General features: G+C 69.3%; 12 protein-coding genes. 7 read left to right on the top strand and 5 right to left on the bottom strand.

Annotation, left to right across the window (positions count from 1 at the left end):
* The first annotated feature begins 236 nt into the window (after nt 1–236).
* Nucleotides 237–926, top strand: a complete 690-nt coding sequence (locus tag ABD944_RS42615) for a DUF8175 domain-containg protein (protein ID WP_486303765.1) — start codon at nt 237–239, stop codon at nt 924–926.
* A 611-nt stretch (nt 927–1537) separates the two neighbouring features.
* Here ABD944_RS42615 and ABD944_RS08580 read toward each other — a convergent pair.
* Nucleotides 1538–2356 carry an MBL fold metallo-hydrolase gene (locus ABD944_RS08580; protein ID WP_345174110.1) on the bottom strand — a complete coding sequence of 273 codons (819 nt, stop codon included), beginning with the start codon at nt 2354–2356 and terminating at the stop codon, nt 1538–1540.
* 112 nt (nt 2357–2468) lie between these two features.
* Between ABD944_RS08580 and ABD944_RS08575 the strand changes: the two genes are divergently transcribed.
* The 5 genes from ABD944_RS08575 (at nt 2469) to ABD944_RS08555 (ending at nt 6844) form a co-directional block, all read left to right on the top strand.
* Nucleotides 2469–3077 (top strand): helix-turn-helix domain-containing protein, encoded by a 609-nt coding sequence (locus ABD944_RS08575; RefSeq protein WP_345174108.1) that lies wholly within the window; start codon nt 2469–2471, stop codon nt 3075–3077.
* 335 nt (nt 3078–3412) lie between these two features.
* Complete coding sequence (locus ABD944_RS08570) at nt 3413–3997, top strand: dihydrofolate reductase family protein (protein ID WP_345174107.1); 585 nt, start codon at nt 3413–3415, stop codon at nt 3995–3997.
* Between the two features lie 98 nt (nt 3998–4095).
* Nucleotides 4096–5106, top strand: coding sequence for a sensor histidine kinase (locus ABD944_RS08565; protein WP_345174106.1), 1011 nt, complete (start codon nt 4096–4098; stop codon nt 5104–5106).
* Between the two features lie 5 nt (nt 5107–5111).
* The gene (locus ABD944_RS08560) at nt 5112–6242 is read left to right on the top strand and encodes a sensor histidine kinase (protein WP_345174193.1); all 1131 of its coding nucleotides are present in this window, start codon (nt 5112–5114) and stop codon (nt 6240–6242) included.
* On the top strand, nt 6239–6844 hold the full coding sequence (locus ABD944_RS08555; RefSeq protein WP_345174105.1) for a response regulator transcription factor: 606 nt from the start codon (nt 6239–6241) through the stop codon (nt 6842–6844). Before ABD944_RS08560 ends, ABD944_RS08555 begins: the two co-directional genes overlap by 4 nt.
* A 353-nt stretch (nt 6845–7197) precedes the next feature.
* Here the strand turns inward: ABD944_RS08555 and ABD944_RS08550 are convergent, their stop codons facing one another.
* The 4 genes from ABD944_RS08550 to ABD944_RS08535 form a co-directional block, all read right to left on the bottom strand.
* A complete protein-coding gene (locus tag ABD944_RS08550; protein ID WP_345174104.1) occupies nt 7198–8010 on the bottom strand; it encodes a class I SAM-dependent methyltransferase in 813 nt (270 codons plus the stop codon).
* Between the two features lie 9 nt (nt 8011–8019).
* Nucleotides 8020–8475, bottom strand: a complete 456-nt coding sequence (locus tag ABD944_RS08545) for a GbsR/MarR family transcriptional regulator (protein WP_345174103.1) — start codon at nt 8473–8475, stop codon at nt 8020–8022.
* 31 nt (nt 8476–8506) lie between these two features.
* On the bottom strand, nt 8507–9436 hold the full coding sequence (locus ABD944_RS08540) for an alpha/beta hydrolase (RefSeq protein ID WP_345174102.1): 930 nt from the start codon (nt 9434–9436) through the stop codon (nt 8507–8509).
* Nucleotides 9437–9746: 310 nt separating this feature from the next.
* A complete protein-coding gene (locus ABD944_RS08535; RefSeq protein ID WP_345174101.1) occupies nt 9747–10976 on the bottom strand; it encodes an HTH domain-containing protein in 1230 nt (409 codons plus the stop codon).
* A 159-nt stretch (nt 10977–11135) separates the two neighbouring features.
* Here ABD944_RS08535 and ABD944_RS08530 point away from each other — a divergent pair, with 159 nt between their 5' ends.
* A complete protein-coding gene (locus tag ABD944_RS08530) occupies nt 11136–12317 on the top strand; it encodes a DegT/DnrJ/EryC1/StrS family aminotransferase (protein ID WP_345174100.1) in 1182 nt (393 codons plus the stop codon).
* Nucleotides 12318–12339 lie beyond the last annotated feature (22 nt).

Raw genomic sequence — 12339 nt, 5'->3', positions numbered from 1 at the left:
CGTCATGCCTAACGAGTACCTACCCCGCCAGTAAAGGCAGGAGCAGTAGGAACGCGCACGTGGGTGTCGCCTCACCGGGCAAAGACCAGCGCCTTACGTGTCGATATCGGATCCCGGTCGGCGGCCTGGCCTAACCAGACACTGCAACGAGGCCCTCCCGCCTCGCCACCGCCGCCCTCGGCGCCCGGTCAAGTGCTCTAGCATGTCGATTCGACCATTCCGGTCCACGTTGCGAAATGGACGCTCACATGTTCAGGAAGACTTGCCTGGCGACCGTCGTCGGCCTTGGCGTCTTGGCCGCTGCCGGTTGTGGTGAGAAGGGGCATGAGGAGACGGCGGCTGTGACGACGAGCCCCATACGTCCGCCCACGAGTGGTGCAAATATCCGCGCATGTTCTCTCAACGAAAATGACATCGAACGGAGCGTCCTCCGGAAGGCGCCCGCGGGGGTTTTCTGGAAGCGTTTCAAGGGCGTTGCAGTGCCGTTCTCTCCGTCAGCCGGGCCAATGACCGTCCAAGGAGAAGTCGCGCGTTGCTACACGCACACGCCCAGTGGGGCACTGATGGCCGCGGTCCAAATCAGGGTGCGGCTCGAGCGGGCGGCTGGTTGGCAGAAGGTCCTGCGACAGCAGGTTGCTTCGGACGCGGGCAAGGCGACCTATGCGCAGACGCGGGGGTCTCACCAGGTCGTGCCGGCTGCGGAGGCGGCGCAGATTGCGGGCTTCCGGATCGTCTCGTACACCACGCAGAATGCAGTGATCGGAACGGTGTCGCGCGACCCGGCGCGCGGCGGACATACAGCCATGACTACGACCGTGAGGTGGGATGGCGACTGGAAGCTTGTGCTGACCTCGCAAGGCTCAGCGGCCTCGGTGCTTCGGGCGGACGACTCACTTTCTGGGTATGTTCGCTGGGGCGGCTTCTGACCCCCCCGGGACACTCTGTGTGGTTGAAGGTGGGTTGCGTGGTCGCTGCATGTTCCCTCAGGTCCACCAGCCGGGTTGAGTTGTCGTCTGTTTGGCGGCATGCCCAACAGGTCGGGCGCCCGGGGTGGCCCCACGTCCTGCTTTGGCCCGGCGCGATTGACAGGTCACCTGGATCGTCTGGAGGCGTTCAGCGCTGCTACGTCGCACCGTCTGATCGCCCGGGAAGGCCCGCTGATACGGCACGGCGTTCACCGACTTCGGCTTCGCGCTCATCCGCGCATGGCGGGACGTGCTGCTGCGGGCCACCCCGCCTGTCCCATGACCAACGAGCCGTGCCTGGCCATGACCCGCGAGGCGGCAACCTCCACCGTCCAGCCCGGCGGCACCGTCACCACCTGCGACCGCGCCCCACATCACCGGATCAGCTGCCGCGATTTCCTGGAAGACCATCAATGGCGCGCGCCGAGCAGCAACTTCGGCCCGCCCAGCCTGACCTTGCGGGGCGGTCGGCGTTTGAGGTCGGCGACCACGGCGTCGGCTCCCGGCCTGGTCTGCTCGGACATGAATCGGACCCCGCCATCGCGAGTGCGGCCGGGAGCCGACAGGCTCGATCAGCCGATCGGTGGTGCGAGGTATTCCAGCGCATAACCGTCGCCGGAGGGGGTTACGCGGGCGATGCCGGGGGAGTCGAGGTGGGCGCCGGCCACGAAGTGGTGTGGTCGGGTCAGTTGATCGAGGAGCGCCCCTCGCGCGGCGCGGGCCTGGGACTGGTCGCCGTCGAGCTCCCAGGAGACGTTCGGCTGCTCGAATTGAAGCGTGGGAACGTGAACGGTGTCGCCCCAGACGAGGAGGTGGCCGGTGCTGCTCCTGATGTCGTAGACGGTGTGACCGGGTGTGTGGCCCGGTGTCGGGACCGCAGTGGCCCATTCGTTGATCGCGACCTTCTCCGACACCGGCACGACCCTGTCACGGAGCGGCTCGAGCCGCCCCGTGAACACCGAGGCGTCGCCCGCGCCGATCCATACACGCTCGAGTGCGGTGAACGCCTCCGAACCGTTCGGTGTGATCAGGCCGCTCACATGGTCTTCGTGCTTGTGGGTGATGGCCACGTCGGTGATCTGCGCACGATCGATTCCTGCTTCGTCGAGCGCGTCGTAGATCAATCCCATGGTGGGGTCGTGCCAGACGTCGGACGCACCGGTGTCGATGAGAACCGATCGCGTGCCGTCGGTGACGAAGAAGGCGTTGACCGACAGCCGCAGGTTGTCGTCGGCCAGGGGGACGGCGGCCGGCAACTCGTCGAGCGGGCGCCCCTCCTCGTCGCGGAGCCGTGTCGGTGGCATGTCGATGTATCCGTCTCGCAACGAGACCACCTGCAGGTCGCCGAATGCGAAGGTGGCGTGGTGCCGGCCACTCGAGATCAAACGCATGGAACCTCTGTCATGTAGGGCGCACGACGCGCGTCTCCGATAGAAGACTCATGTCTTCTTTGGAAGAAACCATACACTGCGGCGGCGAGGTACTCGTCGATTGAGGAGCACAGTGGTCGAGCAGGACAGAGACGCGGCCGAACCACAGCACGGTGATGACCTGGCCGGCGCGTTCGGCGGTAACGTGCGGCGCCGTCGCGAGGAGGCGGGCCTGACGCTGGAGCAGTTGTCCGCGCAGTCGTCGGTCAGCCGGGCGATGCTGTCCAAGGTCGAGCGCGGTGAGAAGAGCCCGACGATCGGCGTGGCGTCCAGGATCGCCCACGCGCTCGACGCGTCGCTGTCGGACCTGATCGGTGCACCGACCGCTGCGGTGTCAGGTGTGGCCATCGCCTTGCGCAAGAAGGACCGTCCCGTTTTCCGTGACCCGGAGACCGGCTTCGAGCGGCACATAGTGTCGGCGGCCCCGGGCGCGGGAGGAGCCGAGGTGATCGTCCACTATCTTCCGGCGCAGGTCTCGACCGGGCTGCTGCCCGCGTATCCGCCCGGTACGGAGAAACAGCTCGTGGTGCTCGAAGGCACACTGACCGTCGCGATCGGAGGGATCACCGAGACCCTGAACACAGGCGACTCCCTGTTCGTCCAAGCCGACGCAGAGCACGGCTTCGCCAACCGAACGAACGCCCCCTGCGAATACATCATGGTCATCTCGCGGAGAACCTGATCGGCTGCAGCACATCCCTGACCTGCGGCAGGCGGCTAAGCGTTCCATTCCGGCCAGATGGTCGCGGCACCCCGACCCGACACCAGCCACCGCGCCCTTGCTGCGGGTGAGGAGCCAGGCTGGGACGAGTTGGCGCACGTGCCACGGCGAGTTGGAGACTGACCGCTCATCTTCGCTGGAGACGTCAGAGACGGTGCGGGCCTGGGAGACCGCAGGCCCCCGGCGAGCTTGGTCAGCGAGATTCACGGTGCTCCTGGTGACATTTGCATCTACTGACCAGCCGTGATTGCGGCGAAGGTACGGGGACCACGAAACCTCATTGCAAGGAGCACCCCATGGCCAGGCTGGTGGTCTGCAACATCATGTCTCTCGACGGCTTTTACGCCGACAACGACGGCAACCCGCTCGTACTGGAGATGGACGCCGCGTTCGACGCCTACAACCTGGAACGTCTGCGGGCGGCCGAGGCCCTGCTGCTCGGCGCCGACTCGTACCGGATGTTCATGGGGTTCTGGCCCGCCCAGGCGGACAACCCCGAGGCCTCGGCGGTGAACCAGGAGTTCGGCGGAATCTACGGGCGCATCAAGGTGAACGTGATCTCCGATTCTCTGACGAGTGACGACATCGCACCCTGGTCGGAGCAGACCACGGTGATCGGGCGTGCAGAGGCGGAGTCCCGGGTCAAGGAGCTCAAGCAGCAGACCGAAGGCGACCTGGTGACCTTCGGCAGCCGGATCACCTGGAACGCGCTCCTTCAGGCTGGCTTGGTAGACGAACTGCACCTGGTCGTCGGCCCCGCGGCGCTGGGCGCGGGCACGCCCCTGTTCACCGGCGCGTCGGGCCGGTTGAACCTCGCGGGAGTCCACAGGCTCGACGGCTCCGACAGTGTCGTGCTGCGATACGAGGCGTCCGTCGCCTGATGAGCTTTCCGCTCATATCCGCCCGGCTCTGGTCATCAGTGGACGTCGCCGTTCTGCCACAGCCCCTACCCTGGTCGTCCGCGACGGGAGGCCAGGTGGTGGACGGGTACGAGCAGCGCTGGCATCTCGACCGCGTCGTCCGACTGGCGCCGGGCGGCGCGGTCGCCTGCAGCGCTTTGTTCCCCACGTTGCAGGTGGCTCTCGCCTTCGGCTATCCGGGCGGCACCCGCGCAGCGCTCTGGAGCCTGGCCGCGACCGCGGCCTATCTACCGCTTCACCTGCGTCATCTTTGGCACGCGGCCCGTGGCGCCCGACCGCCGGCCGGGCTCTGGACGCTGGCGGCCATGGCGGTCGTGATTCTCGGGGCGACACCGCTGGCCGGGGCCACGTGGGTGCGGGCCTATGTGGCGTTGATCGTATCGGCGGTCCTGGTACTGCCCAGCCGCTGGTCTTACGCGGTGAGTGTCGCGCTGGTCCTGGCGTCAGCCCCTGTGGGCTACGCGATGGGGCTGGCGTTGACGGAGGCGCCATGGGTGTGGTTCACCCTGATGTGCGGCAGTACGGCATTGCTCCTGCTGGTCTGGCTGGCCGCGGCGCTCATCCGCCTGCAGTCGGCCCGTGAGGCGCTGGCCCAGCAGGCGGTCGCGCAGGAACGCCGCCGGATCGACGACGACCTGCGCTCCACGCTCGGTGCCGCGCTGGCGGCGATCGCCGCCCGGGGAGAACGGAGCCGCGAACTGCTCGCGCAGAGTGATCAAGACCGTCTCGAGGCAGAGATGACCCGGCTCTCCGAGGACGCCAGGGCCACCCTCGCCGAGGCCAGACAGCGCGTGCGGGGATATCGGCGGCCCTCGCTACGCGCCGAACTGGAGACCGCCGCCGCGCTGCTGTCGGTCGCGGGCATCACGACTCGCCTGGACCTGCCGCAGGGCCCGATCCAGGCGACGATCGGCGATCGGCCGCGAGCGGCCCTGCGCTCCACGGTCACCCGCCTGCTGCGCGACCGCACGGCCCGCGCGTGCGTGATCACGGTCTCCTCCCGCGGCGGCCGGGTCCAGTTGGAGCTGCGCACCGACGACTCGGCCGAGACGATCGAGGTGGCCGCGTGAGCGGAATGATCCCGCCGGCTTGGGTGATGAGGCGCCCCCACTGGCCCCTGGTCGCGCTCATCGTGCTGTGGACCGCCCAGGCGCCGTTCTACACGACGGTCGGCCTGAGCGAGGGCACACGGCACAGCCCGCTCCTCGCCGTCCCGCTGGCGTCCACCATCGGAGCCCTGCAGCTGCGGCACAGCCTGCACGCCGCTCGCGGAGAGCTGCCGAGGGGATGGCCCTGGACCCTCACCGCGCTTGCCCTTCTGGCCAACGTCCCGCTGCTGTGGTTCGGGCAGGACTGGGAGGCGCTGGGCATGTTCGTCATCGCCTCGGCGATGTTGCTGCGCAGCCGGGCCAAATGGGCAGTGGCAGGCGTGCAGCTGCTCATCACCGAGCTGGTCGGCGTGCTGGGCGCGATGTCCCTGCCCGGGTCCACGACCACGCTGGCCGTCGTCATCGGCGTCTACAGCGTCGTCATGCCCGCCCTGTACGCGGGTGCGCTGATCGGCGGGACGCGGCTGGTGCAGCTGGTGAACGAGCTGTACGCCACCAGGACTGAGCTGGCCGCCAGCGCCGTCGGGGAGGAACGCGTGCGGCTCTCGCGCGACCTGCACGACCTGCTCGGCCAGAGCCTGTCGGCGATCTCCCTGAAGGGCGACCTGGCGCTGCGGCTGCTCGCCAAGGACCCCGCCGCGGCCGGCGCCGAGATCGAAAGCCTGACCGAGGTGGCCCGGGAGGCGCTGCGCGACACGCGCGCCATCGCCCGTGACGAGCACGCCGTGTCGTTGAGCACTGAGCTCGACGGGGCGGCCGCCCTGCTCGGAGCCGCGGGAGTCCACACCCGCCTGGACGTGGCCGAACTGCCGGCTCTTCCGGTTCCCGTCCAGAGTGCACTGGCCTGGGCGATCCGCGAAGGAACCACCAACCTGCTGAGGCACAGCCAGGCCCATTCCTGCGCCATCAGCTTGTCGCGCCATCAGGGCACGGTACGGCTGGAGATCATCAACGACGGTGTCCGCGGGACCGCCGAGCACGGCTCGGGCCTGTGCGGTGTCGCCGAACGGGCCCGGGCGGTCTCGGGAACAGTGTCGGCCACGGTCCGCGACGGACGGTTCCGGTTCCGCGTCGAGGTCCCCGAGGAGGCCACGTGATCCGCGTCATGATCGCCGAGGACATGCACATGATCCGCAGTGCGCTCGTCGCGCTGCTGACGCTGGAGGACGATATGGAGGTCGTCGCCGAACTGGAGCGCGGGGACACGGTCGTCGCCACCGCACTGCGCGTGCGGCCCGACGTCGCGGTGCTGGACATCGACATGCCCGGACTGGACGGGCTGACGGCGGCTGAGCATCTCCATGACAAGCTGCCCGGCTGCCGCACCCTCGTGCTCACCGGGCTCAGCCAGCCCGGCAACCTCCTGAGGGCGCTGAAGGTCCACGTCCAGGGCTTCATCGTCAAAGACGCCCCCGCCCAGACCCTCACCGACGGCATCCGCCGCATCGCCCGGGGCGAACGGGTCATTGACCCCGACCTCGTCGCCGCCGCCCTCGAAACCGGCAGCAGCCCCCTCACCGTCCGCGAGACCGAGGTTCTGCGCGTCGCCGCGACCGGCGTGCCGGTGACCCAGATCGCCAGCGAGCTTTCGCTGTCGCAGGCCACCGTGCGCAACTACCTCTCGAACGCGATCGGCAAGGTCGGAGCCCGCAACCGCATCGACGCCATCCGCATCTCCCGCGACGCTGGCTGGCTCTAGACGAGCCGGCCAGACCGGCGAATTCGAGTGCGACCTCGCCTTGCTGGACAGCGATGGCCACGGCTTGACCGCTGGCGAGGCTGCGTAGAACTCGCTGGCGAAGAGCTTGGCCGGTAGGGCACCGAGGGGGTGACCAAGGCGATGACGGCTTCGGCGACCTCCAGAAGCCGTTCCGCGCCGGCCTCCTCGGCAGTGGCGGCGACGGCGCCTCACCGCCCAGCGTCTGGGTGGGTGCAAGCTCGGCAGTGTCGGCCTTGTGGTGCGCGGGGCGGCAGTACTCGTCCTCGCGGCCTACGCCGCGAGGACGCCATCGCAGCCGGTCTCAACGCGTCGCTTGTCACCACCGTCGCCGCTCAGAATCGGTAGCGGAGAATGCGGGCTCCTTGCCGAGACAGGGCCGTGCTGCGGGCGGTGAGACGGGTGAGCGCGCGTAGGGGTTGCGGGAATCGGGCTACTTCGGGTGCGCGGGTGAGGATCTGCTCTTCGATCAGTTCGAGGCCGGCGTCCCAGGACTCTGGTTCGTGTGGGTCGTCGAAGCCCTGGGCGGCTTTGATGCCGAGGGCCTTGATGGTCGGGTGGTACTTCATGGCCCAGGCGGCGAAGCGGGTGTAGCCGTTGAGCGCGAGCTCGCCCGAAGGGAAATGGCCGGCCAGCGCGCGGGTCATCTCCTGGAAGGAGTCGCCGGGCATGAAGGGGAGCAGCCCCTCGGCGACGATCATCGCTGGCCGGTCGCCGGGGATGGCGGTGAGCCAGTCGGAGGTGGTGAGGTCGGCTCCGACCAGGTGGGAGCGGCCGGGCAGGCAGTCGGCCCTGAGGTGGACCACTTCGGGGAAGTCGATGTCGTACCAGTCGACGCCGGGCGGGGGATCACAGCGCAGCATCCTGGTGTCCAGGCCGCAGCCCAGGTCGAGCACCACGCATCCGGGGTGGGCTTCGATGAAGGAGCGGACGACGTCGTCGAGCTTCTTGGCGCGTAGTGCGGTGGTGAGGACGAGGCTGGGCTTGACCTTCAGCTTGTCGAAGTCGTAGTCGATCTTGCCGGCCAGGTCGGCGGAGAGCGTGTCGCCGAGGATCGGGCTGGGCAGTCCGGCGTCCAGGGCTCTGGCGTGGAGGGTAAGCAGCAGTGTTTCCTGGATCAGCCCGAGCTTGGGTTGCCAGCGTTGCATGGGGCTTCCTTAACGGCGTAGCGGATGACGGGCCGCGAGGTTCTGCAGCCACGTCAGGGATTCGTGGGCGGCCTTGATGCGCTCGGTGCGGTGCCTCTCGCCGCCCGCGATGTCGATCCCTTCGTCGGCGATCTCACCGAACGCGCTCAGGCTTTCGAGCTTGCGCTGGATGACCTTCTGCCAGGCGTCGTCTTCGATGCGGTAGTAGGAGACGCGATCGCCCGGCCTTCTCACCTTCTTGACCAGGCCGATGGCCGTGAGAAACCGCATGTTCGAGGTGAGGGAGGCGCGGCTCGCCTGGATGACCTCCGCGATCTGCCCGGCGGACTGCTCCGCCGGATCGCAGATCATGAGCCAGCCGAGGATGCGTCCGGTGATGGGCGGCAGCCCCCACTCCTCGACGCAGAAGGCGGCCACCCGCTCCACCCAGCGGAGCAACCGGTCCTGCTGTTCCTCAGCGCTCATCGTCGAACCTCCGTTGTTGATCGTGTGGCGGTCACTCTGTCATGGCGGCCACCGACTCATAGGTGGGTGTCGGGGTGATGCCCGGGAGCCTGGTCTTGCGCAGGTAGAGGTCGAACCAGTCGATCGCGAGCGCCATCGCCTCCTCCAGGCCCGGGCCGGTGTAGAGGCCGAGCACGTCGTAGGGCAGCACCGCGAGCCGCTTGGGCTCGCCCGCTCTGGCGAAGGCGCTTTGCGCCTCTTCGAGCATGTGGTACGGGTCCCAGCCGCCGTTGGCGATCATCAGCAGGGGTGTCGGCGCGAGCCGGTGGATGAGGTTCTCCGGCGCGAAGGTGAGCAGGTGCTCGGCAGAGTCGAGGGTCTTCTCATTGCGGTAGGCGGGGAACAGGCGGGTCGACATGTCCGGCGTGTCCTTCACACTGTCGCCCTCCAGCGTCAGGTGCGGCACGCGAGCGCTCTGCCCGCCTTCGTAACGCCGCTGCCAGTCCTGCTGCAGTTGGTCGCGAAGCGCGTGGACACCAGCACGGCCCCGGAGGCGTTCCAGGTACCGCCATCCGTTCCACACGCTGGGGCTCTGCACGACGACGCACTTGATGCGCCGATCGAGCACGGCTGCCTGGGTGGCCACCGAGCCGCCGACGCTCACCCCCCACACGCCGATTCGCTCCGGCTGCACTTCGGGACGGGTCTGCAGGTAGGACACCGCGCTGCGGAAGTCCTCCACCTGCCGCTCCGGGTAGTCCAGGCCGCGCGGCTCGCCTTCGCTGGAGCCGACCGTGCGGTAGTCGATGGCCAGCACCGCGAAGCCGGCCTTGGTGAAGTACGGCGCGAAGAACGCCAGCGCCTCTTTGACCATCACCCCGCTGTGCCCCAGCACCAGCCCGGGGACCGGGCCGCTCGTCTCGGGCAGGTAGAGATCGCCCGCACAGCGGGTGCCGAGGCTGTTGAAAGTCACGTGTTCCACAGCTTGCTCCGGATTGAGGCGGCTAGTTATTTCAACTATGACTGAAACAACTAGCGATCGCAACCCTCGTACCACTCCGCGTTGAGCTCCTTCACTGTCCGGGCCGGCCTTCGAGGTCATCCTGGACTCGGCAGTTGTGGCGACCTGGCGGTTGCATGCCTGCTCCACCGACCGGGGCCGGTTGACCGGCATGGCTCCCGGTCCGCGCCCGCGTCAGCAGCGGCTGTTCGCGACGCACCGGGCGACGGCCTGCGCGGGGGCGGGCACTAAGGGCCGGGCGCCGGAGTAAAAGGAAACCGGTGAGCCGGTGTTAGAGGTTCACGCGGTAAACGGTCGGCGGGCGGCCCGTGCGGCCCTGCTGCTGGCTGCCGATCGGCGTGGCGATCCCGGCTCGTTCCAGGCGCTTGAGCACGCGCCGCGCCGTACGCTGCTGCACGTCCAGGTGCTCGGCGACGTCGTGCGCGGTCAGGCCGTCCGGCCGGTCTGCGACCAGCTCGCGAAGCCGGGCCAGCGTCTGGGCGTTGAGGCCGACGCGGCGGGCCAGCAGCGGCAGGCTCTCGACGCCGCGTTCGGCCGGGGGCTCGTCGCCGTCGGCGGGCTCGATCACGATGTCGACGTCGTCGGCCATCGCGACCACGCCCACCGAGGCGCCGATCGCCGCGGCCCTGCCGAGGGCCCGCTTGGCCAGGGACTCCGCCTCCGCCGCCGTGCGGCCGATGCCGAAGCCGATGTGCACGCTCGGGTGCCGGGCGGCGAGCCGGTCGAGTAGCGGCAGCCGGGTGAACTGCTCGGTGGCCTGCTCCAGGAGGCCGCGCGTAGTCACCATCAGGTGGCGCCCGCCGGGCAGCGGCGCGAGGCTGCCGCCCAGCGTCACCACGTCGGCCGCCAGGGTGTCGTCCGGGCCGGGAAGCTCGATCAGGCCCAGCGCGACCTGGGCGTCGCCGACCTGCTGCCCGACCGCGGTCAGGATGAGGGCCTGGATGGTGGAGCGGATCGAGAAGCGCGACGGGGCCAGCCGCACCGTGTGCATCAGGGGCTCCAGCACGTTGTAGGCGGAGCCCAGGCAGGTGATGGCCACCCGGGTGCCGTGCCGGTCGCGCGCGTTGCGGTGGAACGCGACGATGTCCTCTGACGTGAGGCCTGCCTTGTAGGGCAGCACCTGGACCTGGTCGGTCGGCAGCTTGGCCTCGGTGAGGGTCTCCAGCACCTCGGCGCGGCGGAGGGTGTCGACCGACACGCGCGTCACGTCGTGGCCTAGGCGCAGGAGCTCCACCAGTGCCCGAAGCAGTGTCGCGCCGTCATAGGAGACGTACATCGAGGGCCGCGTCACCACGCCCGCGGCGGTGGCCAGGGTGTAGGGGACCACACCGGTGAACAGGAACGCGTCGACCTCCTCGGGGGCGGTCGCGACGACCTCCACGGCCTCGCCCTCGTGCCGGTAGGGGAGGCCGGTCATGACGGCGCCGCCCATCTCGGAGCCCACCGCGACGGCGCGGTGGACCAGGTCTTCGGGACCCACGACCCCGATGGTGATGGGCACTCTCGGCTCCTCTATTTAGGTCCAGCCCTCAACCGTTTAGGTTAGTGCACCCCCGTCGGGCTTCGTTCCTTCCTGGCTCGGCCTCTTGACGGACATCCTAGGGTGAAATAACTTTCGGCCCAGACCGAAAATAGGTGGGACGTGAGGACGGGGAGAGGCATGGGCACGGACGGCGAGCGGTTCCCCGATGCGCTGGGTCCGAGCGGCCGGACGATCGGAGCCGAGGAGCGGCGGGCGGTGCTGCGCGTCCTCGACAGCGCCGTGCTGTGCAGCACCTTCGGCACCGAGGCGCGCGCCCTCGAAGCCGAGATGGCCGCGCTGTACGGCCGCCGCGCGGCGATCGCGTCGAGTTCGGGCACGGCGGCGCTGCACCTGGCCGTCGCGGCGATCCGCCTCGACCCCGGGGACGAGGTCATCACCACCCCCATCTCCGACTTCGGAACCGTCGCGCCGATCCTCGCGCAGAACGGCGTGCCCGTCTTCGCCGACGTCGATCCGACCACCGGCAACCTGGACCCCGCCGCGGCCGAGGCGGCGGTCACGCCGCGCACCCGGGCGATCATCGCGGTGCACCTCTTCGGCGCGCCCGCCGACCTCGCCGGGCTCCGCGCGGTCGCCGACCGGCACGGCCTGCTCCTCATCGAGGACTGTGCGCAGGCCTGGCTCGGCACCACCCCCGGGGGCGGCCTGCTCGGCACGGTCGGCGACATCGCCTGCTTCAGCTTCCAGCAGTACAAGCACATCACCGCAGGCGACGGCGGTCTGTGCTGCACCGATGACGACGAGCTGGCCCGGCGCATGCGGCTGTTCATGGACAAGGGCTGGGACCGGACGATCGGCCGGCTGCACCTGTCGCTCGGCCTCAACTACCGCATGACCGAGCTCGTGGCCGCGGTGGCGCGCGCCCAGCTCGCCAAGGCCGCCGGGGTCGTCGCCCGCCGCGCCGAACGGGCCGGGCAGCTCCTGTCCTCGCTCCGGGACCTGACCGGAATCGGCCTTCCCGATCCGGAGGGGCACGCGTGGTGGCTGTTCCCGTTCACGGTGCCGGACGAACCGGGCAACCGCGTCTGGGCGGAGGAGCTCGCCGCGGAGGGTGTCCCGGCGGTCGCCGGATATCTGGAGCGCCCTCTGTACGCCAATCCGGCGCTCGCGGCCGAGCCCGTCTACGGCTCCTCGCGCTTCCCGCTGGAGGGCCGGTCGTATCCGGCCGGGCTCTGCCCGAGCGCGGAGCGGCTCATCGACCGGACGCTGGTCATCCTGCACTGGAACGAGGGCTACACGGCCGACCACGTGGAGGGGATCGCCCGCGCGGTGCGCCGCGTGCACGCCCGGCTCGGGTAAGAGGCGGGCCCGTTCGCCGGGC

This window comes from Actinomadura verrucosospora, assembly GCF_039540335.1.
GTDB lineage: Bacteria > Actinomycetota > Actinomycetes > Streptosporangiales > Streptosporangiaceae > Spirillospora > Spirillospora verrucosospora.
This window is presented reverse-complemented; position numbering and strand designations above follow the sequence as displayed.